Origin of the sequence: Algiphilus sp. (genome assembly GCF_023145115.1) — a bacterium.
In the GTDB taxonomy this organism is placed as follows: domain Bacteria; phylum Pseudomonadota; class Gammaproteobacteria; order Nevskiales; family Nevskiaceae; genus Algiphilus.
The window spans coordinates 15,331-35,193 of sequence record NZ_JAGLEJ010000053.1 but is presented as its reverse complement, the minus strand read 5'-3'; the positions used below and the strand labels follow the sequence as shown (position 1 = coordinate 35,193).

General features: G+C 68.4%; 37 protein-coding genes. 30 read left to right on the top strand and 7 right to left on the bottom strand.

The window, feature by feature from the left end:
- Positions 1–3: 3 nt before the first annotated feature.
- From KAH28_RS16870 to KAH28_RS16840, 7 genes are all read right to left on the bottom strand, one after another.
- Complete coding sequence (locus KAH28_RS16870) at positions 4–267, bottom strand: HI1506-related protein (RefSeq protein ID WP_290578664.1); 264 nt, start codon at positions 265–267, stop codon at positions 4–6.
- Positions 268–363: 96 nt separating this feature from the next.
- Positions 364–1,260 carry a Mu-like prophage major head subunit gpT family protein gene (locus KAH28_RS16865; RefSeq protein WP_290578662.1) on the bottom strand — a complete coding sequence of 299 codons (897 nt, stop codon included), beginning with the start codon at positions 1,258–1,260 and terminating at the stop codon, positions 364–366.
- Positions 1,261–1,310: 50 nt separating this feature from the next.
- Complete coding sequence (locus tag KAH28_RS16860; RefSeq protein ID WP_290578660.1) at positions 1,311–1,718, bottom strand: hypothetical protein; 408 nt, start codon at positions 1,716–1,718, stop codon at positions 1,311–1,313.
- Between the two features lie 37 nt (positions 1,719–1,755).
- A complete protein-coding gene (locus KAH28_RS16855) occupies positions 1,756–2,754 on the bottom strand; it encodes a phage protease (protein WP_290578658.1) in 999 nt (332 codons plus the stop codon).
- Between the two features lie 671 nt (positions 2,755–3,425).
- Entirely contained in the window at positions 3,426–4,409 is a 984-nt protein-coding gene (locus KAH28_RS16850; RefSeq protein ID WP_290578656.1) for a hypothetical protein, read from the bottom strand.
- A gap of 173 nt (positions 4,410–4,582) precedes the next feature.
- Complete coding sequence (locus KAH28_RS16845) at positions 4,583–5,422, bottom strand: hypothetical protein (RefSeq protein WP_290578654.1); 840 nt, start codon at positions 5,420–5,422, stop codon at positions 4,583–4,585.
- A gap of 11 nt (positions 5,423–5,433) precedes the next feature.
- Positions 5,434–5,943 (bottom strand): hypothetical protein, encoded by a 510-nt coding sequence (locus KAH28_RS16840; RefSeq protein ID WP_290578652.1) that lies wholly within the window; start codon positions 5,941–5,943, stop codon positions 5,434–5,436.
- 85 nt (positions 5,944–6,028) lie between these two features.
- On the opposite strand from KAH28_RS16840, the gene KAH28_RS17495 reads away from it, so the two are divergent.
- The 30 genes from KAH28_RS17495 to KAH28_RS16695 all read left to right on the top strand — a co-directional run bounded on the left by KAH28_RS17495 (position 6,029) and on the right by KAH28_RS16695 (position 19,857).
- A complete protein-coding gene (locus tag KAH28_RS17495; protein ID WP_366918223.1) occupies positions 6,029–6,238 on the top strand; it encodes a helix-turn-helix domain-containing protein in 210 nt (69 codons plus the stop codon).
- Positions 6,235–6,732, top strand: a complete 498-nt coding sequence (locus KAH28_RS16835) for a hypothetical protein (RefSeq protein ID WP_290578650.1) — start codon at positions 6,235–6,237, stop codon at positions 6,730–6,732. The genes KAH28_RS17495 and KAH28_RS16835 overlap by 4 nt, the downstream gene beginning before the upstream one ends.
- Positions 6,729–7,091 carry a hypothetical protein gene (locus KAH28_RS16830; protein WP_290578648.1) on the top strand — a complete coding sequence of 121 codons (363 nt, stop codon included), beginning with the start codon at positions 6,729–6,731 and terminating at the stop codon, positions 7,089–7,091. Before KAH28_RS16835 ends, KAH28_RS16830 begins: the two co-directional genes overlap by 4 nt.
- A 137-nt stretch (positions 7,092–7,228) precedes the next feature.
- Positions 7,229–7,402 carry a hypothetical protein gene (locus KAH28_RS16825; protein WP_290578647.1) on the top strand — a complete coding sequence of 58 codons (174 nt, stop codon included), beginning with the start codon at positions 7,229–7,231 and terminating at the stop codon, positions 7,400–7,402.
- A gap of 18 nt (positions 7,403–7,420) precedes the next feature.
- Entirely contained in the window at positions 7,421–7,699 is a 279-nt protein-coding gene (locus KAH28_RS16820; RefSeq protein WP_290578646.1) for a hypothetical protein, read from the top strand.
- 67 nt (positions 7,700–7,766) lie between these two features.
- Positions 7,767–8,789, top strand: a complete 1,023-nt coding sequence (locus tag KAH28_RS16815) for a hypothetical protein (protein ID WP_290578645.1) — start codon at positions 7,767–7,769, stop codon at positions 8,787–8,789.
- Positions 8,790–8,792: 3 nt separating this feature from the next.
- A complete protein-coding gene (locus tag KAH28_RS16810) occupies positions 8,793–10,589 on the top strand; it encodes a Mu transposase C-terminal domain-containing protein (protein WP_290578643.1) in 1,797 nt (598 codons plus the stop codon).
- Complete coding sequence (locus KAH28_RS16805) at positions 10,586–11,326, top strand: ATP-binding protein (RefSeq protein WP_290578641.1); 741 nt, start codon at positions 10,586–10,588, stop codon at positions 11,324–11,326. Before KAH28_RS16810 ends, KAH28_RS16805 begins: the two co-directional genes overlap by 4 nt.
- Before the next feature lie 17 nt (positions 11,327–11,343).
- A complete protein-coding gene (locus KAH28_RS16800; RefSeq protein ID WP_290578639.1) occupies positions 11,344–11,781 on the top strand; it encodes a hypothetical protein in 438 nt (145 codons plus the stop codon).
- Positions 11,778–12,089 carry a hypothetical protein gene (locus tag KAH28_RS16795; protein WP_290578637.1) on the top strand — a complete coding sequence of 104 codons (312 nt, stop codon included), beginning with the start codon at positions 11,778–11,780 and terminating at the stop codon, positions 12,087–12,089. Before KAH28_RS16800 ends, KAH28_RS16795 begins: the two co-directional genes overlap by 4 nt.
- On the top strand, positions 12,086–12,424 hold the full coding sequence (locus tag KAH28_RS16790; RefSeq protein ID WP_290578635.1) for a hypothetical protein: 339 nt from the start codon (positions 12,086–12,088) through the stop codon (positions 12,422–12,424). Before KAH28_RS16795 ends, KAH28_RS16790 begins: the two co-directional genes overlap by 4 nt.
- On the top strand, positions 12,421–12,729 hold the full coding sequence (locus KAH28_RS16785; RefSeq protein ID WP_290578633.1) for a hypothetical protein: 309 nt from the start codon (positions 12,421–12,423) through the stop codon (positions 12,727–12,729). Before KAH28_RS16790 ends, KAH28_RS16785 begins: the two co-directional genes overlap by 4 nt.
- Complete coding sequence (locus tag KAH28_RS16780) at positions 12,726–13,394, top strand: DUF2786 domain-containing protein (protein WP_290578631.1); 669 nt, start codon at positions 12,726–12,728, stop codon at positions 13,392–13,394. The genes KAH28_RS16785 and KAH28_RS16780 overlap by 4 nt, the downstream gene beginning before the upstream one ends.
- Entirely contained in the window at positions 13,394–13,774 is a 381-nt protein-coding gene (locus KAH28_RS16775) for a hypothetical protein (protein WP_290578629.1), read from the top strand. The genes KAH28_RS16780 and KAH28_RS16775 overlap by 1 nt, the downstream gene beginning before the upstream one ends.
- Positions 13,775–13,797: 23 nt before the next feature.
- Positions 13,798–14,340 (top strand): hypothetical protein, encoded by a 543-nt coding sequence (locus KAH28_RS16770; RefSeq protein ID WP_290578627.1) that lies wholly within the window; start codon positions 13,798–13,800, stop codon positions 14,338–14,340.
- Between the two features lies 1 nt (position 14,341).
- Positions 14,342–14,758 carry a hypothetical protein gene (locus tag KAH28_RS16765; protein ID WP_290578625.1) on the top strand — a complete coding sequence of 139 codons (417 nt, stop codon included), beginning with the start codon at positions 14,342–14,344 and terminating at the stop codon, positions 14,756–14,758.
- Between the two features lie 120 nt (positions 14,759–14,878).
- A complete protein-coding gene (locus KAH28_RS16760) occupies positions 14,879–15,400 on the top strand; it encodes a host-nuclease inhibitor Gam family protein (RefSeq protein ID WP_290578623.1) in 522 nt (173 codons plus the stop codon).
- A gap of 17 nt (positions 15,401–15,417) precedes the next feature.
- Complete coding sequence (locus KAH28_RS16755) at positions 15,418–15,786, top strand: hypothetical protein (protein ID WP_290578622.1); 369 nt, start codon at positions 15,418–15,420, stop codon at positions 15,784–15,786.
- Positions 15,783–15,971 carry a hypothetical protein gene (locus KAH28_RS16750; protein ID WP_290578621.1) on the top strand — a complete coding sequence of 63 codons (189 nt, stop codon included), beginning with the start codon at positions 15,783–15,785 and terminating at the stop codon, positions 15,969–15,971. Before KAH28_RS16755 ends, KAH28_RS16750 begins: the two co-directional genes overlap by 4 nt.
- Positions 15,968–16,192: a hypothetical protein gene (locus tag KAH28_RS16745; protein ID WP_290578620.1), complete on the top strand. Its 225-nt coding sequence runs from the start codon at positions 15,968–15,970 to the stop codon at positions 16,190–16,192. Before KAH28_RS16750 ends, KAH28_RS16745 begins: the two co-directional genes overlap by 4 nt.
- 2 nt (positions 16,193–16,194) lie before the next feature.
- Positions 16,195–16,638, top strand: a complete 444-nt coding sequence (locus KAH28_RS16740; RefSeq protein WP_290578618.1) for a phage protein GemA/Gp16 family protein — start codon at positions 16,195–16,197, stop codon at positions 16,636–16,638.
- A 4-nt stretch (positions 16,639–16,642) separates the two neighbouring features.
- Positions 16,643–17,080 carry a Mor transcription activator family protein gene (locus tag KAH28_RS16735; RefSeq protein WP_290578616.1) on the top strand — a complete coding sequence of 146 codons (438 nt, stop codon included), beginning with the start codon at positions 16,643–16,645 and terminating at the stop codon, positions 17,078–17,080.
- A complete protein-coding gene (locus KAH28_RS16730) occupies positions 17,073–17,399 on the top strand; it encodes a hypothetical protein (RefSeq protein WP_290578614.1) in 327 nt (108 codons plus the stop codon). The genes KAH28_RS16735 and KAH28_RS16730 overlap by 8 nt, the downstream gene beginning before the upstream one ends.
- Before the next feature lie 156 nt (positions 17,400–17,555).
- Positions 17,556–18,002, top strand: coding sequence for a D-Ala-D-Ala carboxypeptidase family metallohydrolase (locus KAH28_RS16725; RefSeq protein ID WP_290578612.1), 447 nt, complete (start codon positions 17,556–17,558; stop codon positions 18,000–18,002).
- A 14-nt stretch (positions 18,003–18,016) separates the two neighbouring features.
- On the top strand, positions 18,017–18,217 hold the full coding sequence (locus KAH28_RS16720) for a hypothetical protein (protein ID WP_290578610.1): 201 nt from the start codon (positions 18,017–18,019) through the stop codon (positions 18,215–18,217).
- A complete protein-coding gene (locus KAH28_RS16715) occupies positions 18,214–18,477 on the top strand; it encodes a hypothetical protein (protein WP_290578608.1) in 264 nt (87 codons plus the stop codon). Before KAH28_RS16720 ends, KAH28_RS16715 begins: the two co-directional genes overlap by 4 nt.
- Positions 18,467–18,787 (top strand): hypothetical protein, encoded by a 321-nt coding sequence (locus KAH28_RS16710; protein ID WP_290578606.1) that lies wholly within the window; start codon positions 18,467–18,469, stop codon positions 18,785–18,787. The genes KAH28_RS16715 and KAH28_RS16710 overlap by 11 nt, the downstream gene beginning before the upstream one ends.
- Complete coding sequence (locus tag KAH28_RS16705; RefSeq protein WP_290578604.1) at positions 18,777–19,184, top strand: hypothetical protein; 408 nt, start codon at positions 18,777–18,779, stop codon at positions 19,182–19,184. Before KAH28_RS16710 ends, KAH28_RS16705 begins: the two co-directional genes overlap by 11 nt.
- Positions 19,181–19,564: a DUF2730 family protein gene (locus KAH28_RS16700; protein WP_290578602.1), complete on the top strand. Its 384-nt coding sequence runs from the start codon at positions 19,181–19,183 to the stop codon at positions 19,562–19,564. The genes KAH28_RS16705 and KAH28_RS16700 overlap by 4 nt, the downstream gene beginning before the upstream one ends.
- A complete protein-coding gene (locus KAH28_RS16695; protein WP_290578600.1) occupies positions 19,561–19,857 on the top strand; it encodes an ArsR family transcriptional regulator in 297 nt (98 codons plus the stop codon). The genes KAH28_RS16700 and KAH28_RS16695 overlap by 4 nt, the downstream gene beginning before the upstream one ends.
- The last annotated feature ends 6 nt before the right edge of the window (positions 19,858–19,863 follow it).

The window sequence follows — 19,863 nt, the reverse complement described above, 5'->3', positions numbered from 1 at the left end:
GCCCTACTTGTCGCCAGCCTGCTTGGTCGCGGCCTTCTTGGCGGCGGCCTTCTTCGCGGCCGCGCCGCCTTCGCCACTGTCCGAGCCGTCGCCGCCGTCGTCCTTGACCTCAACCTCCTGGACGACCAGACGCGGATCCGCGCGCAGCTGCTCGAGCTGCGCCTTGGTGAAGCGGTCCGCCGGGTGGTCCACCGGCTTGGTGCTGTGCGCCATGCCGGCGCGGCGGTGGCCGTCGCGGTGGGCGGTGATGCGGTAGATGGTGGCCATGTGTCAGCTCGCTGAGTGGAATGGGTCCGGGACTCTCCCCGGTGGTCACGCCTGGGTGAACGGCGGCGTTCCCTGCTCGCAGCGCTCGGCATGGGATCAGGCGAGCCAGGGCGTGACGAGCACGTCCACGGCGTTGCGGTTGACGTTGGTGGCGCCGGCGGCGTTGCGCTCGGCCTTGACCGTCTCCAGCGCCGCATCACGGAGGGTCGGGCCGCAGACCAGCAGGCTGGGCGTCGAGTTGAGCGGGCGGCCCTCGTCGGACTTGAAGCTCTGCATGGCAGCGAAGGCCGCGTTGAAATTGGCGGAGTTCAGCGTCTGCTTGCTCAGGTAGGCCATCTGCCAGAAGCCGAAGCCCGCGTTCACGCGCGCATCGACGCCGAAGACGAACTCGTCGGTGCGGAAAACGTGGTCGTCGTCGAGCCGATTCAGCGAGCGGAAGTCGTAGTTGCGGCGCTTCTGGAACAGCAGCGGCTTGAGCGCGCGCCGGGTGTTCAGCAGGTACCAGGGCGAGCCGGAGCCGCCGCCGTGATTGCTGACGCTGACCACGCCACCTTCGCCCTCGCGGCCCACCGGGTGGTCGGCGTCGAAGTAGGGCTGGCCGTCGTAGCACAGCTCGGTCTCGCCGTTCTTGAGCAACGTGAAGACCAGCTCATCCGGATGGGTGGCGGCGCCGTAGCCCATCTCCTGCATCAACGGCTTGTAGACGCCGTAGGTGTCGTCCTCGATCGGGTCCCGCCCGACCCCCACGGTGGACTCGAACTTCTTGTTCTTGACGCGGTAGTCGTGGGACGCCATCTGCTTGATCTGGCGGTCGCCGATCCACTCGCGCAGGCCCGGCATCTGGCCGAGCCAGGCATAGTGGTTCTCGGCCGTGACGCTGGGGACCTCGGTGGCGATCTTGTTCCAGTCGGTGGGCGCTTCGCGGAAGCCGAGCTGGAAGGCGGCGTCGTAGGCGACGAAGAGGTTTCGGAGGTTCTGGGCGTTCAGGATCATGTCGGGTCCTCGGGCGTAAGGGTCGGGCTCGGGCGGTTTCGGGGGCAGCGCTAGTCGAAGCGCACCCAGACGCCGATGTCGTCGACGTCCTCGATCGTCCCCGCGGCGGAGCGCGAGCCGGTGTCGTCGGTTTTGGCGACGGTTTCGTCGTCGACGATGTAGGCGGTGTCGCCGATCTCGGCCCGGGTGATCTCGTCGCCGCCGGCGGAGTTGCCGAAGCGGAACACCCCCTTGCGGGTGCGCACGCTCAGGTCGCCCGCCTGGCCGCCGGCGTTGTCGGCCGGCTCGGCGGCGACGCCGCGCGCGACCAGGCCGGTGGCAGCACTGCCGGGCTCGGCGTTGCCGCTGGCATCGAGCACCACCAGGGCGCCGACGTAGATGGTGGTATCCGCGGCGACGGGGTCGACGTTCTCGGCGCCGTCGCGGCGGGTGGTGTGGCGGTCGGTGGTGAGTGCCATGTCAGCTCCTGGCTGGTGTCAGTGGTCCGCGCGCCGCTCAGGCGGCCGCGGTGCCGGTGACCGCGGCGAGGGACTTCTGGTAGTCCTCCTCCGAGATCCCCATCTGCGCGCAGAGGGCGCGCTGGGCGTCGGTCAGCTCGCCGGACTTGCCGGGATCCGGCGGCGGCTTGGCGCCGCCGTCCGCGACCGTGGGTGCGGACTCCACGTACTTGCGGAACTCCGCCAGGCCGCCCTCGCGCTGGCACGCAGCGCGGTGGTAATCCTTCGTCGCCGGCGTGATCTTCCCGGCCTGCAGAGCGGCGTCGATCTCGGCGTCGATCTCCGCGTCCGTCTGCTTCTTGCGCTCGTCCGCCAGCGCCTGCTCGGCGTTGGTGGCGCGCTCGAGCGCAGCATCGTGGTCAGCACGCGGCACGAACTTGTCGAGCGACGGCTGGGCCTGGGCGGCGTTCAGCGCCGTCTGCTTTTCGCTCTGCAGGGCGTTGATGGCGGTGACGGCGTCGTCCTCGGAGGTGTCCTCCTTGAGGCCAAGCGCGGCAAGAATCTTCTTCATGGGAACGTCCTCGTCGTCTGCGGATGCGAAAGCGCTGTTCAGCGCCAGGTCGAAGTTGGGCTGGTTGTGCAGCGCCGCTGAGGTGATGCGCGCAATGCGCTGCTCGGCGCCCTTGGAGTGCAGGAACACCGGAGAGAAGAAGCGGTACTCGCGATTGTTGACGGCCGTTTCGCCGGCCGGCGTCCACTCGACACGGCCGTAGAGGTAGGCGTCGTCACCGCCGCTGCCGGGCTCCAGCGCAGTGATCCAACCGGCAGCAGGCGACGGGCCGCCCTTCGGGGCAGCCAGCTCGGTGCTGTGGTTGAAGTCCAGCGGCAGCGGGCGGTTGAACGCCGCTACCAGCTCGGCAGCGGGAGGCAGCGTCCAGGTGCGCCCGTCAGCGCCTCGCACGCGCCCCTTGCCATCGGGCAGGGGCAGCAGCGGAATGCGCTCGGGCAGCGGGCCCGAGGGGAGCGAATGACAGAGCGCGGCACGGAGCAACTTCATGCCGCCAAGTCTGTTGATCTGCCAAGGCGCCGAACATGCTAAGCGTCCTTGGCAGGGCGCTTGGCGGGCGCAGAACTAGCCTGCGGCGCGGGGGGGGCGCCGTCAAGCGCCCTGCCGCGATCTACACGCCGTTGGTCTTGGGACGGAGGCGCTCGCTTAGGTCTTGCCCGCGTCTCAACTCGTGATCTCTACGTTTCGCAGCACTAACGATCGCAGAGAGCCTCCGAAGCCATCGAAGCGACAAGAGTGCCGCGAACGAGCCGGCTACGGCAGATCCGAATCCGCAAGCGATCGCCACTCCGTACGGAGCGGTCTCGGCCACCTCGAGAGCCAACAGTGCGATAACGCCTAAAGATTGGACCACGGCTGTTGCAATGATCTCGTGTCCCTTCGAGCGTAGAGCAGCGCCGCGCATGTGGGCGATCTGACGCTTGTACTGGGACAACGAAGCCGCATCATCAAGCTGATCGAGTTTGTCGAGGACCCGATAGGCGATAGCACAGGCCAGTGTCCACGCAGCTCCGCTCCAGAGCGCATAGAACGGGCTTAGCTCGCTTGCCGCCGTGGAGGGTTCCGGTATGCATGTATACGCCACTACTCCAACTGCCAAGCCAAGCGCAGTGAGCAGAACAGAGAGTTGATAAGGCATTGCGCCCTCCTGAGCATTCCGGCTACGAGATCGTGCCCTGACTGGAAAGCTCACGAAGCCATTCTCGCATGCGCTGCCTTACTGATTCACGTACGGCCGCGCCACCGATGTACTCGACACTCTTCATGGTCCAGAGGAAGAGCTTATCTCCTCGAATCTCTCCACGGTTGTGCAACTTGATTGATAGGTTGTCGTCTGGGACATCCCGCAGGGCGCGGCTCAGATCCTCGATCATGTTCTCTTCGCGCTTTGCGCTGTAGCGCCGATAGCTGATGTCCACCTGGACCTTCAATGAGGCTAGGTCGAGAGCATCGTCTGCTGTGAACTCGTCGAGATTGCATCCCGTGATGCTCTTTACTGCATCAATTGCGCGCGAGTCCTTTAGCAGCATCCGCTTCTTTCGCTTCTTGAGTCCACCCTTGTCGTCAGTGTGCTCGCGAGTGTCGGTCACCACCGTCGCCAGAGGGCTACCGATGCTGATGCTTTTAGCACCTTTGAGCTTGTCCTGAGTTGAAGCCGGCACTTCACGGACCAGTTGGAACACAGTCCCATGAGGCACGTCCGGGCTGGCTTGAAGCATCCGGTTGAGGTACCCCTCGAAGTCCCTCACTCCAAGTGACAGAGCTTGCGTCATCACGATGTGTTCGCCCAGAACTCCGATATAGCAAATTCCGTCGATGACTTCCCGCCTCTGATCATCGCTCAGGTTGTCGAGTAGGTTCTCTAGCGGCACCTCCTCCTGATCGAATGCCTCCGGGTTCAACGCTTGTGGTGTTTTGCCCGCTTCGAAGGAAAGGAACTCACCAAAGAAGAACCCGTCTTCTTCGTGGTGATTGATGAGCTGGGTTCGGACGGTTGAGCCCTCGGTAACCGTAATGTCTTGCTTGCGCTGCAGCAGAGTGTCGCAGTGGCTGACGAACGCCGAGAGTGCTGCTTGTAGCTTTATCGCCTCCGTTGCGTCGGCGCGGAAGTACGTGAAACGCTTCTGACGTTGTTCACGATGCATGGTGCCCCCTACTTTCGCGAATCCAAGTTGTGCAGTGCCATCGGTGGCCTCCGCCCTCACCAACTGCGTCCCGGACCAGTCGGTCAGTGAGCCATGCCGAAGAGTGTGCGGATCTCTACGTTCGAGCCACCAATACCTAGTACAGTCGTCCTCGATGCATCGTCCCCCTCCTACTAGTTCTGTGCCACTCGGGCGAACGTGTAGAACATGCATGCCCCGATATCGCCTACCGCGGACTCAGGGCAGCGGAATGCCGTAACGAAGCCCCCTTCAGGCGACATCACTGCGCCCATCAGATGCACGGCGTCACTGCTGGTGTTGCCCGTCCAGATTCCGTCGCTTCCCGCCCGCATGCTGACCGCGAACGGCTCTCGATCCGAGAACGAGCAAGTAGTGCCGGTACCGCTTGCGTTGCAATTCAGCTCGGCTGGCTCGGCGGCTCCGATTCGGGTTTCCGGGTTGTAGAGATAACGTTCCCCCAGCCAAGCCCCCCGTATGGCGGAAGCGGGTTGCGGTCCGCGTGCCGGGCAGGTGCCAGCGTTGACCGTGCTTTCGGTCACGCGATCGTCCGCCCACAACGCGAATAGCGCCGGCTCGTCGTTGCCCTCCACATCCACCAAGCCCCATCGCTCCTGAGAACCTGGCAACGGCAGGAGAATCTCGAGATTCCGATGACCATCGTCTTCTATCAAGACGATGGTCTCGCCCGCGCGGAAGAGTGCGAGTTCGGCGCCTCCCGGGCCCGTGGCGCGGAATGAGTACTCGTTGTCCTCAACCACGGTCAAACCGACTTCCTGGGCGACACCTCGCGCCCTGGAGCGCGAGAGCGGCTGCTGTACTCCGCATCCCTGCGCGTAGCCAGGGCTGCCGCTCGCGATCCTGCTCCCTTCGTACGCGTGGCCGCCGGCATAGGCGCTGAACTCGTCGAACAGCGGATCCTCGCCGCCGCCATCGCTGCCACCACCACACGCTACGAGCGCCCCCGTCAACGCCAACACGGTTGTCCTCAGCATCACATTCCCCTTCATTGGTCGTTGGCGCCCGCCTCCGCCGGCGGCGACAGCAGCAGCACCAGATCGCGCAGTTCGGCGCGCCGGGCCACATCGTCTTCGATCCGCATGACGCGCAGAAACACGCCGAGGGCCTGCTGGGCGAATCGCTCGATGCCGACTGCCGTGACGGGTACACCGTTCGCTGCGACGAGCGTGCTGACCACCTCGCGATAGAGCTGGTACTCGCTCTCCGTCGGGCCGGCGGGCCAGCGGGCGACGCTGTACTGCGCGCCCTCCTCGGCTGCGCGGTCGCCTTCGGTCAACCACAGCGCTCCGGGGACAACGCGCTTCCCTGTGAGCACGTAGTTCACGTCGACGCCCTTTGTCGCGATCGACTCCAGGTACTCGGAATCCGGCCGCCTGTTGCCGCTCTCGTAGTTGATCTGCGCGCCCTTCTTCACGCCGCCCCAGGAGCCGAAAACCTCCTGCGAGACGCGCAGGCGCTCGCGCTCTTCGCGCAACCGGGAACCGAAAGTGCTCATACGAAGACCTTCTGCGCTTGACAGGAGCGCAACTGCGTACCTACAGTTCGCATATGAGGTTTATCCCATCTCATCTGGTTCGCGAATGAAGCCCGTCGATATACGAATTGCTCTGCTCCGAAAGGGGGTAACGAACGTGCAGGTCGCGAACGACCTCGGCCTATCTCCCAAGACCGTGTCCAACGTCATCCGCGGCCACGGCTACTCAAGCCGGGTAGCAAGGCGCCTCTCCGAGGTGACCGGTATCCCGGTGGCGCGCTTGTTCCCTGGACGTGGCCAGCGGGTGGCCGCGTGACTGTAGGTTCCCACAATAGCCGGAGCCGGTCACGGGTAGGAAGCCGGCACTCGCGGGCCAGTGATCAGCCCGATCTCTTCCAGCAACTGGAAGAGCCGACCCCGCCGCCGCACCTCGATCTCGACATCGGCCCCGAGCTGCTGGGCGCGCTCCACACCGCACTGCGCCAGGCGCGCACCCGCGGGCTGAGCCGCGAGCGGGTGGTGGACGCCATGAACCGGTACCTGCCGGACCTGGCACGCCCCATCACGCTCCGCCAGCTCAACGCCTGGACGGCGGCCTCCAAGGAGTTCTCGGAGTTTCCGGCGCGCTACGTCGCAGCGTTCTGTGTCGCTACCGAGTGCGACCTGCCTATGCGGGTGCTCGCTAGCGCCATCGGCGCCGATCTCTATGACGCGCGCGAGGCCGATGCGCGCCGCCTCGGCGAGTCGCTCATCGAGGCCGCCCGCCTGCGCCGGGAGCAGTCCGATATCCGCCGGAGGCTGGGCGGATGAGCCACCACTCCACCCATCAGGAGACAGCGATGTCCACCAGTGCTGCGCCGCAATCGCGGCGGATGAGCCGCGCCAAGCCGTTGCGCGACTACTACCGTGACTTCTTCGGACTCAATGACCGGCAGGGGCCGGATCGCGCCGCACTCCGGGCGGACTACAAGGCCGCCATTGCCGACCTCAAGGGCAAGTCGCTGAAGCGCGAGGTCGAGAGCATCTGCTTCGAGTGCGTGGGCGGGGATTCGGACCCCGGCCCGAAGCTCCGGGTGCGCGATTGCCGCTGCCGAGATTGCCCGCTGCACCCCGTGCGCCCCTGGCAATCGATCCGCGGCCGAGCGGCGCGCTCCGGCGATCAAATTTAAACGGGCATTAAACGATGAGAGCCGCCATCAACGCCGCTGCGCGCCGCTCCACGGGTCATCGCACCACTCGGGAACCATCGGCCGCGGAAACACCCCCTCAGGGCCAGTCCAGCGTCGCCCGCCTGACGACCGAGCAAGTGGAAGACCACCTCTGCTTCGTACGCGCGATGGCGCGCTTCGAGCTGGATGGCGCCCGCCGCGATGTCGCCGCCGGCCGGCTGGATTGCGCGCGCCGGGCGCTGGCCCGTCTGCGCGTGTACCGCGCTGCGCGATTCCAGGCGCCCGAAACACGGCCGCTGGGCCGCCTTTAACCGCTTCTCCCGTGCCGCGTGATCGACGAGAACATCGACATGACAGATCAACCGCAATCTCTGCCCCGCTACCACCACCCCTACATCTACGAGACGTCGCCCGATCCGGGCGCGCGCCGCTGCCTGGTCGCGTCATTCGCGGTCGGTCGTGACGGCGCGCCGCTGGCGGTGCTCGATCACCTGCCCGGCGAAGGCGCTGAGCTGACGCCCGCCGCGTGCCGCGCGCTTGCTGACGCGCTCGTCCGCATCGCCGATGACGCTGATCGCCTGGCAGCCGCTGGGGTACGCAATGGCTAAGCGGCAGCCTGCAGAAGTACCCGCTACCGCTTCACCGGTCGCACCAAATGCGCATACGTATGCGCATTTGCCCACCGGGCTCCGGCAGTACCTGGAGCAGACGCCTGGCCTGAAGGTGGACCTGGAGGCCGCGCCGGAGGCCTGGACGGTGGTCGACCACGGCCGCCACATGCAAGCGCAGGGCGCCATCGTCACCGGCTACGCCCTCTGCTACCTGAAGAGCGAGCTGCCGCGCGGCGAGTGGCTGGAAGGGCTGGCCGCGCGTCGCATGTCGGCACGCACGGCGCAGCACATGATGGCCGTGTACCGCTTCGCGTGCCGCCTCGCGCAGCTGGAGGCGGTTTCGGCGCTGGCCGAGATCGGGGCGCACAAGATGCTCTCGTTCCAGGACTGGGACGACGAAGAGATCCGCGCGTTGACCGCCGGCGAGGAAGTGCGCGGGCTCACCTACGAGCAGGTGGCCGAGGCCAGCACCCGCGAGCTGCTGAACCACCAGCGCGAGTGGCGAGACGACCACGACCTGCAGCTCCAGGCCGAGCGCGAGCGCGCGGACAAGCTCGGCATCGAGCTCGATACCGCGCAGGCGCGCATCCGGGCGCTGGAGTCGGGCGTCGAGGAGCGCAACGCCCGCAACCCGCTGCCGCCCTGGTACCGCCATCTGCGGAACGACGTGCACCTGTCCACCGAGGCGATGGCACAGCATCTGGCCGAGCTGCAGCAGATCGCCAACGAGTGGGTCTTCGGCGCCAGCCGCACCACGGACGATGAAGAACAGCTGGCACGCATGGCGGCGGGCAGCTGCTTCCACAACCTGGCCGGGGTGGTTGCCGAGGGGCAGGCCGTCCTCAAGCGCCTGGCCGCCGAGTTCGGCGAGAAGATCGCCGCCGACGACGATCTGCTGCTGCTGCGCGCCGACGACGACGAGCTGCAGCACCTGAGCCGCAACCGCGCGCAGATCATCCGCGACATCGAGGCCGACAAGGCCGCGCGCCGGCACCAGCGCGAAACCGAAGAGGCGGCCAAGCCGCGCGGCCGCGGCAGGCCGAAGGGCGCACGCGACAGCAAGCCGCGCCAGCGGCGGGGAGCGTGACGCATGGCGCCGCCGACCGTATTGCCCAGCCGCCTAGCGGATGTCTCCCGCCAGCAGCTGCAGCGCCACGAGCCGACCGCACTGGAGGCGCTGCCGGCGGCGAAGCGCGAGCAGGTGCAGCTGCGCTCGCTGGTCATCGCGCCGGTGGTGGACCTCATGGAGCAGGGCCTCAGCGTTCGCTGCGCCGCGCAGAACGTGATGGCGCGCATCAAGGCGCGATCGGCCGACTCCGCCGTGCTGCGCTCGGTGGCGCTGCTCGATTCGATCAGCGCGCCGACGCTCGAGCGCTGGACCCGCGCTTACCTGGCGAACGGCCCGACCGCCCTGGCCGACCGTCGCCAGGGCCGCACGCGCCGCGAGTACGGCTGGGAGGCGCGCGCCGCCGCGCTATACCGGCAGCCCACGCGCCCGGCGTACGCAACGGTGGCGTATTGGCTGCGCGGTGAGGGCTACGACACGGCCACCGAGTCCCGGGTGCGTCGCTACCTCCAGAGCCTGCCGTCCAACCAGGCAGAGACCGCACCGGCGCGCACCGGTCGCCACTGGTACGACCAGAACGTCCGCCCGCACCACCGGCTGGATCTCGATTCGATCGTCGCCGGCGAGGTCTACCAGGGCGACGGCCACCGCTGTGACGTCTACGTACAGCACCCGCGCACGGGCCGGCACTTCCGGCCGGAGTTGTGGATCTGGCTCGACCGGCGCACCACGAAGGTGGTCGGCTGGTGGCTGTGCGAAGACGAGTCCGCGCAGGCCGTGCAGTGGTCGATATCGGCCGCGATCCGCGCGCACGACCACGTGCCGACCTGGGCGCACGGCGACCCTGGCCCGGGCATCGCGAACCGGGCGATGTCGGACGAGCAGGTCGGCTACTTCGAGCGCCTCGGGATCACGCTGCGCCAGGCGCTGCCCGGCAACGCCAAGGGCAAGGGGCTCGTCGAGGGCTGGTTCAGGTGGTTCGAGGAGCGCGCCGGCAAGCGATTTAGCAGCTTCTGTGGCCATTGCCGCACGGATGACGCGCTCTCGCGCCTTGAGACGAAGGTGCGCCGCGGCGAGATCGAGATCCCGACCTGGCAGCAATACCTGGACGCGGTTCGCGCCTACATCGCCAGCTACAACGCCACGCCGAAGGAGGCGCTCGACGGCCGTACGCCCGACCAGGTGTGGGATGCCGAGCTGCAGCGCAACGAGCTGCACGTGCCCGAGGCCACGCTGCTGCGTCCGCAGCGCCAGGCGACGGTGCGGCGCTGGGAGGTGCGGCTGCTCAATCGCTACTACCGCGCCGCCGAGCTGGCGCAGTACGAGCGGCGCCAAGTGGTAGTTGAGTACGACTTGCACGACGAATCGCGCGTGTGGGTCCGCGACGACCAGCAGCGCCTGGTGTGCACCGCCGAGCTGGTCGGGAAGTCTCGCTGGGCCAGTGATTCCGCAGCCGCCGATGCCCGCGACAAGTCCCGCCGCGGAAAGCTGGCGAGGCTCGCCCGCAAGGCGGAGGAAGTCGAAGGCCGGCACAAGCCGTTGCTGCCCGCCGCCGAAACCCGCCAGCTCGAAGCCGACGACGTCATCCAGTTCCGCCGCGCGGCGGAGCTGGACGCGCAGGAAACCGAGCAGCTCGCCGTCGAGGAATCCCCGGCCGAGCGCTTCGCGCGCGCCATGCGCCTGGAGGCCGCCGAGCAGCTCGACGCCGACGACGCCCGCTGGCTGGAGATCTACCAGACCAGCGCCGAGTACCACTCCCGCCGATCGCTGCAGGAAGCGTTCGGCGGCACCGACGACACCACCCAGGAGGCTGCTGAATGAAATCCAAGATCGTACTGACGAAGAATGTCGCCGCCCTCAACGACGCCGGCGAGGCGCTGCTGCGCCGCTCGCCCGGCATGCCGGGCATGGGCCTGGTACACGGCGAGACCGGCTACGGCAAGACCACCGCGATCACCTGGATCGCCAACCGCTGCAACGCCGTCTACGTGCGTGCGCTGGCGGCGTGGACGCCGGCGTCGATGTTTCGCGCCATCCTGCGCGAGCTGGGGCGGGACTCGCGCGGCAGCTGCGCGGACATGATGGAGGCCATCGTCGAGGCGTTGGCGATGAGCGGCCGGCCGCTGTACCTCGACGAAGCCGACTACATCGTCGATTCGAAGCGCATGACCGAGAGCCTGCGCGACATCCACGATATGTCGACCAGCCCGGTGACCCTGGTCGGGATGGGCGGCATCGACCAGCGGCTCAGCCACCGCAAGCAGCTCACCGGCCGCGTGATGCAGGACGTGAAGTTCGCGCCGCTGGATCTGGAGGACGCCGGCCGCATCGCCAGCGAACTCTCCGAGATCGAGCTGGCGCCGGATCTGCTGGAGCATCTGCACCGCGAGTCTGCCGGCAGCACGCGCCTGGTGTGCGTCGGCCTGGCGCGCATCGAGCAGTCCGCGCGCTCGCGCGGGCTCGGGAAGATCAACCTGCAGGAGTGGGGCAAGCGCCCGCTGTTCACCGGAGAGGCGCCCCAGCAGGGCGCCCAACAGGGCCTGCGCGCCGTCCGCTGATGCCGGGCATTGACGGCATGCGCAAGCGCGCACCGATGGGGGCCGGGATCGCCCGGCAGCGCATGTGGAACAGCATGCGTCGCCTGCGGCAGTTCTCGGTCGCCGAGATCGTGGCCACGGCCGAGGTCAGCACGTCGAACGCCGGCGTCTACACGCGGCGCCTGGCGCGCGAGGGCTACCTGCGCGTCGCGACGCCGAAGCGGGAGGGCGTGGTCGGCGGGCACACCGTCTACGCCCTGGTCCGCGATACCGGGCCGTATGCCCCGCGCATCGCGAAGGACCGCCTGCGCGACCCGAACCTCGAGACCGCCGAGCGCGGACCCGCCGACAAGCCGGTATCGGTGCCGCGTGCTGAATACGAGCGCGCCCTCTGCTGCGTGCGTGCATGTGCCGGCATGGCCGACCCGGAAGCCGAGGTCTCCGACCTCAAGCGCCGCGCCGGGGGTGACGCATGACCGCCTGGCTCGACGAGCTGCAGCGCGCCGCCGCGGCCGACGGCCAGGCCGCCGTCGCCAAGCGCATCGGCTACAGCACGACCGTCGTCTGCCAGGTGCTCAAGGGCACCTACAAGGGCGATCTGCACCGCGTTCAGCGCGCGGTGGAGGGCGCGCTGCTGCACGCCACAGTCGACTGCCCGGTGATCGGCGATCTGCCCCTGCAGCGCTGCATCGAGCACCAGCGCGGCCCGCGCCGCTTCACGAACCCGATGCGTGTGCAGTTGGCGCACGCGTGCCCCACGTGTCCCAACCGGAGATCGTCATGACCGGAAATCCGCAGCGCCCACAGACCCGGTTCCCGTGCAACCGGCACGCCGTCGACCGGCTGCTCGATGCCGCCGACGTCACCCTGCAGCTGGACGAGGCCGGCGCCGGCGTCGTCGGTGCTCACCTCTCGCCGCACGGCGTCACGCTGATCCTGCAGCAGGCGCCCCCGGCGCACCTCGGCCTGTCGGTCTACGACGGCGTGCGCAGCACGCACGACGGCCACGGCCTGCGCTCGCAGTGGGTCGGCCGCGCGTTGCTGCGCGGCGTGATGCTGGAGTGGCGCAGCGCCGCGCCGGTACCGACGCACGCCGTGACCCTCGGGGTGGCGTCATGAGTGCCGCTGCCCACACCTGCGACCATGTGGACGAAATCCCCGCCGGTGAGGAGCGTCCCGCGCGCTACACCGTCTACCTGCAGGACCACGGCCAGGATTTCACCGAGTGGGATCTCGACGATAGAGGCAACGTCGTCGACTGCCGGCCGTTCCAGGCGTGGATCTGGATCCGGTACCGGGTGCTGAACCCGATCGACAACCTGCGCGCCGGCCACACGCTGATGATCGTGCCGCGCGACGAGCCGTTCGCTGACGCCGAGCCGCTGGCCTATCCGGTGGCCGAGGTGCGGGAGGTGCTGTCGTGACCCGCGCCGAGGCCATCAAACGCGTGCAGAAGTGCCTGGCGCTGTCGAATTCCGGCAACGAGCACGAGGCCGCGACCGCGTTGCGCCAGGCGCGCGCACTCATGCGTGCGCACAACATCGGCGAGGCGGAAGTGCAGGCTGCCTACGCCACCGAAGCGCGGGCCGCTTCCGGCTCCGATCCGCGTGGCCACATCGTGCTGCTGGCGCGCACCGTTGCCGATGCATTCGCCTGCGACACGTTCCGCGCTTGCGACGAGCGGGTGTTTGTTGGCGTGGATCCGAAGCCGGAGATCGCCGCCTACGCGTTCAGCGTGCTGGTGCGCAAGCTGGAGCGCGACCGCGCGGCGTTCGTCACCGGCCTCAAGCGCTGCAAGCGCGCGACCAAGATCCGCCGCGGCCGAGTGTTTGCGGAGGGCTGGGTCCGCGCCGTGCGCGCTGAAGTGCGGTCGTTCGCTGGTACCGAAGCGGATCAGAAGCTGATTGCAGCCTACAAGTCGGTTTACCACCCGGTCCTGGTATCGGTTGAGGCGAAGTCGACCAAGATCGCGCACAGGGACGCCGATGCTGCGGTCGCTGGCATCGCGCACGGCAGCCAGGTCCGTCTGCAGAACGCGGTGCGAAGCAGCGATCGGCCCGACGCGATTTCTGGCGGGTCGCGCAGCTGATGCCAATCGCAGCCGCCAACCGCGCACGCTACCCGGCCGACTGGCCGCAGATCCGCGAGCGGATCCTCGCTCGCGCAAACCACTGCTGCGAGCGCTGCGGCGTGCCGAATCACGTCTACCGCCGCGACGACGACACGCTGACCAGCGACCCGCTGCTCGCCGACAGCTGGGAGCTGGTGGACGGCCACCAGGTGGCGCGGATCGTCCTGACGATCGCGCACCTGGATGACCCGGACCCGGCGAACTGCGACGACGACAACCTGGCCGCTCTCTGCCAGCGCTGCCACAACCGCCTCGACGGCCCGATGCGGGCGCAGCACGCGTACATGACGCGGCGCGCCGGGAAGGCGGTCGGCGATCTGTTCGGGGGTGACGCATGAAGCTGGTGTGCCCCAACTGCGGCATGAGCGCGTCGCTGGATGCGTTCACCAGCGATGCCGATGCCCGTGAGGTCGCACAGCTCTGTGCGCGGCTGCCGCACCAGGTGGGCCCGCTCGCGCTGCGCTACCTGGGCCTGTTCCGCCCGCGCCAGCGCGCGCTGGCCTGGTCGCGCGCGCGGAAGCTGCTGACGGAGCTGGTCGAGTTCGTCGAGGCCGGCGGCGTCGAGCGGCACGGCCGGTTCTGGCCGGCGCCGCCGGAGGTATGGGCATCCGCCATGCAGCAGATGCTGGACAACCGCGAAAAGCTCCGGCTACCGCTCAGTGGGCACGGCTACCTGGCGGAGATCGTGACCGGCTCCGCTGACAAAGCGGAGGCCAAGGCCGAGCGCGAGGAGGAGGCCGAGGTCAAGGCCGCCGGCGAGAAGCGCCGCAACCGCATCCGCAACGCCCGCCAGGAGATCGCGGGCGCGCGGGAGCGTGCAGAAAAGCTCCGGATGGCGCCGCCCACCACCGAAGACATTGCCGCCATCTGGCGTAAGTACGGCCTTTCGCCGCAGGAGGACTGACATGCGTGACGACGCGATATCCCAGGACGATGTGCTGTGGGCGCTGCGGCGCCACGTCGGATCCGAGCAGGGCGCCAGCGCGGCTGCCCTTGTCACCGAGATCCGCGGCACGACCACGCCCGGCCACGAGCGCCAGCTCCGGCATCGCATCGAGGAGCTGCGCCGCGCGGGTCAGCACATCTGCGGTCACCCGAGCAGCGGCTACTTCATGGCCGCCGATGAGAGCGAACTGGTCCGCACCTGCGCGTACCTGACCGACCGCGCGATGACGACGCTCATCCAGGTCGCGGCCATGCGCCGCGTGTCCCTCCCGGATCTCCGCGGCCAGCTCCGGCTGCCGGATCCGGATGCCCATCCCCCGAGCAAGCGAGCCGGCGGTCCGCACGAGCCGCCGGCCGGCCAGCAGGCGGTGCCGTGAAAACACCTGCAGCGGGAGCGCTCCACCCCCTGAGGTCTCCTCCTGGGGCGTGATCCCGCCGGCTAGTCCACGTCACGTGCCCTACCAACTCCGTTTATCGAGGCTTCAACGATGGATGCAATGAACCAGATCGAAAGCGCGACGAAGACCTACGCGGACAAGCGCGCGGTGCTGTCCGAGCGCGTGCAGGCGCTGGAGGCGGACTACGCTGCCGCCCGCCGCAGGCACCTGCGCGGCATCAAGCAATCGGTGGCCGCCACCAACGATGCCCGCGACCGCCTGGCCGCGACGCTGGAAGAGCACAGCGACCAGTTCGCCAAGCGCCGCACGCGCGTGCTGCATGGCGTGAAGGTCGGCTTCCAGAAGGCGAAGGGCAAGGTCAGCTGGTCGAGCGTCGGGCAGGTCCTGCAGCTGATCCGCAAGCACCTGCCGGACCGTGCCCCCGACCTCATCCGCACCAAGGAGGAGCCGGTCAAGGAAGCGATCGCCAAGCTGCCGACGGCCGACCTCCGGCGCATCGGTTGCAGCGTCACCGAGACCGGAGACGAGCTGGTGATCCGCCCGACCGACAGCAGCACGGACAAGCTGGTCAACGCGCTGCTGAAGGAAGGCGAGGACGACGGCCAGGAGCGTGCAGCGTGACCGGCGCGAGAGACGGGATGCTGGCGAAGCTGTTCGCTGCGCTGGGCGCGACCTCGAATCGAGGCGCCGACGATGCGGTGATCGCGCACGGCCTCGCTTCTCCGCTGCGCCGAACCCGCCCGATGCTTGGCAGGAAGTCCAGCCGCCCGCGCTGTTGGCACGAACAGCGCGCTGCTCGAATCCTCGCTGGTTCCGCGAAGGTCGGTCAGGACCTTGAAGCCTGGTTCCGGCACCTGGCGTACGGCGACGCCCGCCCGACGACGCCGGATCCCCGCCCGCACGTCCAGGCGCGGCGCCAGGCGCAGATCGACCAGATCATCGCCGGCCGTCGCGAGCGCGACATCGAGCGCCGCGATCGCAACGCCCGCCGGCAGGGGCGCGCGTGATGACGCCGGAGCGCTGGACGTTCGACCGTGCGGAGCTCGAGGAGGCGCTGGGTGCGTACGAGCGTCAGGGCGAGGGGCACCCCAAGGTCCGTGAGGGCATCGCCGTCGCGGTCCGCGCGTTCCTGCGCTCACCCTACGGGCAGTGCCTGCGCGACCGCGGGCCGGTACCGGAGCGGCAGCGATGAGCCGGGCCTGGGTGTTCGACGAGCCGACGCTGGAGCGCGCGCTGGCGACCTACGCGCAGCGCCTGGTTGCCGAGGGCGCGCTGCCGGCGGACGAGGCCGAGCCGTTCGCGCAGTGCGTGGCCGGCTTCCTGCGGTCCGACGAGGCCGCGGCCCTGCGTGTCGCGGAGCTGGAGCGCGAGGCGCCCCGCACCACCGGCAACCCCAACAGCGTGATCCGCTGATCATGGCCGCCCGCGCCCCCGACCGTCGCAAGCAGCTGGCACGGATCCACATCCTGAAGGCCCAGCTCGGAATGGACCGCGATCAGTACGAGGCGGTGCTGTGGACGGTGGCGCGCGCGCACTCGAGCGCGGATCTGGACGCCCACGGCCGGGGCGAGGTGATCCAGCACATGGAGCGCCGCGCGCGCGATCTCGGGATCACGGCGACGAAGAAGCGCAAGGTGCGGGATCGCGTCGGCGACGACCGTGCGCCTATGATCGGCAAGGTGCTCAAGCTGCTCGGGGAGGAGCGTGGCGAAGAGTACGCATTGGGGATGCTGCGCCAGATGTACGGCCACGCCGCGCCGGCCCGTCTGGAATGGGCGAGCCGTGACCAGTTGCGCGCGTTGATCTCCGCGCTGGTGGTAGATGCCCGGCGCCGGGCGAAGCGCGAGGCGCGGAGCTGACGCGATGGCTGGCGCGCCCGCCAAGCAAGAGGAGGCCGATCTGTTGCGCCAGTTCTTGCCGCCGAAGCTGCTCGAGATCGCCGAGGTTGTCGGCAGTTACGAGGCGGCGATCCGCCTGTCCGAGCACTACCCGGGCGTGCGGCTGCACATCCCGCACGGCATGCATGCCAGGCACCCTATCGCCCTCGCAATCGGGCTGGTCGCTGCGGAGCGGCTCAGCAAACGGTATGCCCCGGAGACGATCACGGTGCCGAAGGCTGCCCGGTACGCTCGCGCGCTACGCAATGCGCAGATCATGGCGGAGATGGACCGAGGCGCGAGTGGGCGCGCGGTGGCGCTGCGCTACGGGGTGCACGAGAATCATGTCTATGCCTTGCGAGCCCGCGAGCTGAAGCGGCGGCAGGGGGATCTGTTCGAAAGCAAGGGGGGGCACGATGCGTAACTGGACGATGACCGCTGCGCTGTTGTGCAGCATCTTGGTGGCATGTGGAGAGTCCGAGCCGTGGCACGAGCGGGACAACTCGGTGAAGGCCTACATGGTGATGCAGGGCTACGTCGAGCGGCGTCTTAGGAGCCCGTCGACCGCCGACTTCCCGTTGATCAATAAGGTGCGGGTGGAGCGACTGGAAGAGCACCACTACCGGATCACGGGCTACGTCGACGCGCAGAACGGATTCGGCGCAACGGTGCGCCACGAGTACCGCGGCATGGTGCAGCAAGGCGGCGACGACCTGTGGCGACTCGTGAAGCTGGACTTGTAGGCGGGACTGGACGGCGCGATCTCGCGCCACTACATTCGAGCATGAAGGGCCGGCCACACCGGCCCTTTTTCGTTCCTGCCAAGCACACTTAGCATCGGATTCGCTGCGCTGGCTGGGCACGATGCGGGGCATGGATAGCAGCATCCGAGCCTCCCGATGCGCCTGAGCCGAAACTTCGCCCTGGAGGAGTTCGAGCGCTCGCAGACGGCCGCCCGGAGAGGTGTGAACAATGCCGTCCCCGGTGACTTGCTGCCGAACCTGCAACGGCTCGTCGACCAGGTGCTGCAGCCGCTGCGCGACGAGTTCGGCCCGGTGCAGATCACCAGCGGCTACCGCTGCCCGGCGCTGAACCGCTACGTCGGCGGCAGCCCGCGCTCGCAGCACATGCAGGCACTCGCGGCGGACCTGGTCATCGTCGACCACGAGCCCGTCGAGATCTGCGAGTGGATCGCGGGCAGCTCGCTGCCCTTCGACCAGCTGATCCACGAGTTCGGCCGCTGGACGCACGTCAGCGTCGCGGCCGCGGGCGACGTGCCACGCCGCCAGCTCCTGACCATCGACCGGCACGGCACGCGCGCCGGTCTTCACGCAGCGCGGCTGTAGCCGCAGGAGTGCGCATGTCGGACGAAACGAAGCAGGACGTGCACGACGACGATGAATCGCTCGCCGATATCGTGCGGCAGACCGGCACCCTGGTGGACGAGCTGGTCGGGACCATCGTCGAGGGTCCCGGCATCGACCACGAGCGGGCCACGCGGGCGCGCGGGGTGCTGCGGAGCGGCTTCCGCACGCTGGCGGAGGCAGTCAGCGAGCAATGACCTGGCGCGCCTTCATCTCCGAGTACGGCCGGTTCTCCGCAACGAAGACCGTCTGGACGGCGTTCGCGATCGTGTTTCTTGTGCAGCTGACGTTCCAGGGCATCACGATCACGACCGAGTGGTTCACCTGGGCGGTGACGTTCTCCGGAACCGACTGCGCCGCCGTGCTCGGCGCGCAGGGCGCGATCTACGCATGGCGGCGTGGCAGCGAGTGCAAGCACGGCCGGCCGGACGATCCGGAGCGCACCGGTGCTGCGTAAGGTCTGGACGTTCCTGCGCGGGCTGCCGGCCATGATCGCTGCCGGCGGAGTGATCGTGGTCGGCGTGCTGCTCTACCTGCGCGTGCGCATGCTCCGGAGCAGCGCGCGCCGGAGCGCCTTCGAGCAGATGTACAACGAGGTGTCTGGCCGGGAGCTCACCGCACGCGTACACCAGCAGGACGCGCGCGACGCCAAGAAGCAAGCCGACCGCGTCGCGGGCGAGCTGGCCAAGCGGCAGAAGGCGTTGTCCGACCGCGGCCACCGGAATGCGGCGCAGGTGCTGGAGCGGCTGAATCGTCATGCGAAATAGCCTCGCCATCATCCTCGTGCTGCAGCTGAGCGCGTGCGCGAGCACGCCACCGGCGCCCGAGCGCGAGCCGGTGTCGATCGGCGAGCTGATCGAGATCCCCGCGCCGCCGCGCGCCGCGCTGGAGACGGTCGACGGCTCCGAGCGAGCGTGCTACGCGCTGCCGGAGGCCGAGCGATTGGCGGATACGCTGGAAGCCGCATTCGCGCTGGCCGAGCAGGCGGAGCATGTCCGCGACGCGGCGATCGCGCTGGATGCGGAGGCGTCGGAGCAGGCTGCTGCCGTAACGGCGTGCCGACAGGCCGCCGCCGAGCGCGCGGCCGACGATGCCGCCGAGATCTGGGTGTGGCGGTTGGTCTCGGGTGTGCTCGGCATGGCCCTGCTGGGGGTCGCGCTGTGAACGTCGATTGGGATCTGGCGCGGTTCGCGTGGGGGGTCGGCGTGACGATCGTCACCGCTGCCGCGACGGCGATTTTGAGCGTCTGGGCCTGGGTGCGGAAGCGCCATGCAACGAGCAGCAGCGAGATCGAGCGCGTGGAGTACGAGGCCAGGGAGCGCGACCAGGCGCGGAAAGCGGATCACGAGCTGCACGAGCGCCGAATCCTGCTGCTGGAGCAGCAGCTGCGGTTCGCCCCGACTGCTGATGACCTGAAGCAGCTGCGTGAAACCATGAGCGAGCTGAGCGGCCAGCTGCGGCACCAGGAGGCGCTCACCGGCCAGATCAACCAGACCGTCAACCGGATCAATCAGTACCTGCTCGAGCGAGGCGACAAGAGGTGAGCTACTCCGCATTCATTGTCGAGCACGCCCGGCTCTGCGTCCTGCGCACGCTGACCGAGTCGGCTGGCTACCAGAGCAACAGCTCGATCCTGCGCGATCAGCTCCAGGCGTACGCGCTGAAGTTGTCACGAGACCAGCTCGACAGCGTGCTGGCATGGCTGGAGGAGCAGGGCCTGGTGAAGCTGGAGCCGATGGGCTCGGTGAAGGTGGTGGTGATCACCAGCCGCGGCCATGATGTGGCTGAAGGGACGGCCATCGTGCCCGGGGTCCGACGCCCGAGCCCGGGTGAGTAGTGTGGG

Bases quoted from the DNA above. Each gene is read 5' to 3' on its own strand.
- KAH28_RS16870 (WP_290578664.1), bottom strand. From the start codon at position 267: ATGGCCACCATCTACCGCATCACCGCCCACCGCGACGGCCACCGCCGC.
- KAH28_RS16865 (WP_290578662.1), bottom strand. From the start codon at position 1,260: ATGATCCTGAACGCCCAGAACCTCCGAAACCTCTTCGTCGCCTACGAC.
- KAH28_RS16860 (WP_290578660.1), bottom strand. From the start codon at position 1,718: ATGGCACTCACCACCGACCGCCACACCACCCGCCGCGACGGCGCCGAG.
- KAH28_RS16855 (WP_290578658.1), bottom strand. From the start codon at position 2,754: ATGAAGTTGCTCCGTGCCGCGCTCTGTCATTCGCTCCCCTCGGGCCCG.
- KAH28_RS16850 (WP_290578656.1), bottom strand. From the start codon at position 4,409: ATGCATCGTGAACAACGTCAGAAGCGTTTCACGTACTTCCGCGCCGAC.
- KAH28_RS16845 (WP_290578654.1), bottom strand. From the start codon at position 5,422: ATGCTGAGGACAACCGTGTTGGCGTTGACGGGGGCGCTCGTAGCGTGT.
- KAH28_RS16840 (WP_290578652.1), bottom strand. From the start codon at position 5,943: ATGAGCACTTTCGGTTCCCGGTTGCGCGAAGAGCGCGAGCGCCTGCGC.
- KAH28_RS17495 (WP_366918223.1), top strand. From the start codon at position 6,029: ATGAAGCCCGTCGATATACGAATTGCTCTGCTCCGAAAGGGGGTAACG.
- KAH28_RS16830 (WP_290578648.1), top strand. From the start codon at position 6,729: ATGAGCCACCACTCCACCCATCAGGAGACAGCGATGTCCACCAGTGCT.
- KAH28_RS16810 (WP_290578643.1), top strand. From the start codon at position 8,793: ATGGCGCCGCCGACCGTATTGCCCAGCCGCCTAGCGGATGTCTCCCGC.
- KAH28_RS16805 (WP_290578641.1), top strand. From the start codon at position 10,586: ATGAAATCCAAGATCGTACTGACGAAGAATGTCGCCGCCCTCAACGAC.
- KAH28_RS16800 (WP_290578639.1), top strand. From the start codon at position 11,344: ATGCGCAAGCGCGCACCGATGGGGGCCGGGATCGCCCGGCAGCGCATG.
- KAH28_RS16795 (WP_290578637.1), top strand. From the start codon at position 11,778: ATGACCGCCTGGCTCGACGAGCTGCAGCGCGCCGCCGCGGCCGACGGC.
- KAH28_RS16790 (WP_290578635.1), top strand. From the start codon at position 12,086: ATGACCGGAAATCCGCAGCGCCCACAGACCCGGTTCCCGTGCAACCGG.
- KAH28_RS16785 (WP_290578633.1), top strand. From the start codon at position 12,421: ATGAGTGCCGCTGCCCACACCTGCGACCATGTGGACGAAATCCCCGCC.
- KAH28_RS16775 (WP_290578629.1), top strand. From the start codon at position 13,394: ATGCCAATCGCAGCCGCCAACCGCGCACGCTACCCGGCCGACTGGCCG.
- KAH28_RS16770 (WP_290578627.1), top strand. From the start codon at position 13,798: ATGAGCGCGTCGCTGGATGCGTTCACCAGCGATGCCGATGCCCGTGAG.
- KAH28_RS16765 (WP_290578625.1), top strand. From the start codon at position 14,342: ATGCGTGACGACGCGATATCCCAGGACGATGTGCTGTGGGCGCTGCGG.
- KAH28_RS16760 (WP_290578623.1), top strand. From the start codon at position 14,879: ATGAACCAGATCGAAAGCGCGACGAAGACCTACGCGGACAAGCGCGCG.
- KAH28_RS16755 (WP_290578622.1), top strand. From the start codon at position 15,418: ATGCTGGCGAAGCTGTTCGCTGCGCTGGGCGCGACCTCGAATCGAGGC.
- KAH28_RS16745 (WP_290578620.1), top strand. From the start codon at position 15,968: ATGAGCCGGGCCTGGGTGTTCGACGAGCCGACGCTGGAGCGCGCGCTG.
- KAH28_RS16740 (WP_290578618.1), top strand. From the start codon at position 16,195: ATGGCCGCCCGCGCCCCCGACCGTCGCAAGCAGCTGGCACGGATCCAC.
- KAH28_RS16735 (WP_290578616.1), top strand. From the start codon at position 16,643: ATGGCTGGCGCGCCCGCCAAGCAAGAGGAGGCCGATCTGTTGCGCCAG.
- KAH28_RS16730 (WP_290578614.1), top strand. From the start codon at position 17,073: ATGCGTAACTGGACGATGACCGCTGCGCTGTTGTGCAGCATCTTGGTG.
- KAH28_RS16725 (WP_290578612.1), top strand. From the start codon at position 17,556: ATGCGCCTGAGCCGAAACTTCGCCCTGGAGGAGTTCGAGCGCTCGCAG.
- KAH28_RS16720 (WP_290578610.1), top strand. From the start codon at position 18,017: ATGTCGGACGAAACGAAGCAGGACGTGCACGACGACGATGAATCGCTC.
- KAH28_RS16715 (WP_290578608.1), top strand. From the start codon at position 18,214: ATGACCTGGCGCGCCTTCATCTCCGAGTACGGCCGGTTCTCCGCAACG.
- KAH28_RS16705 (WP_290578604.1), top strand. From the start codon at position 18,777: ATGCGAAATAGCCTCGCCATCATCCTCGTGCTGCAGCTGAGCGCGTGC.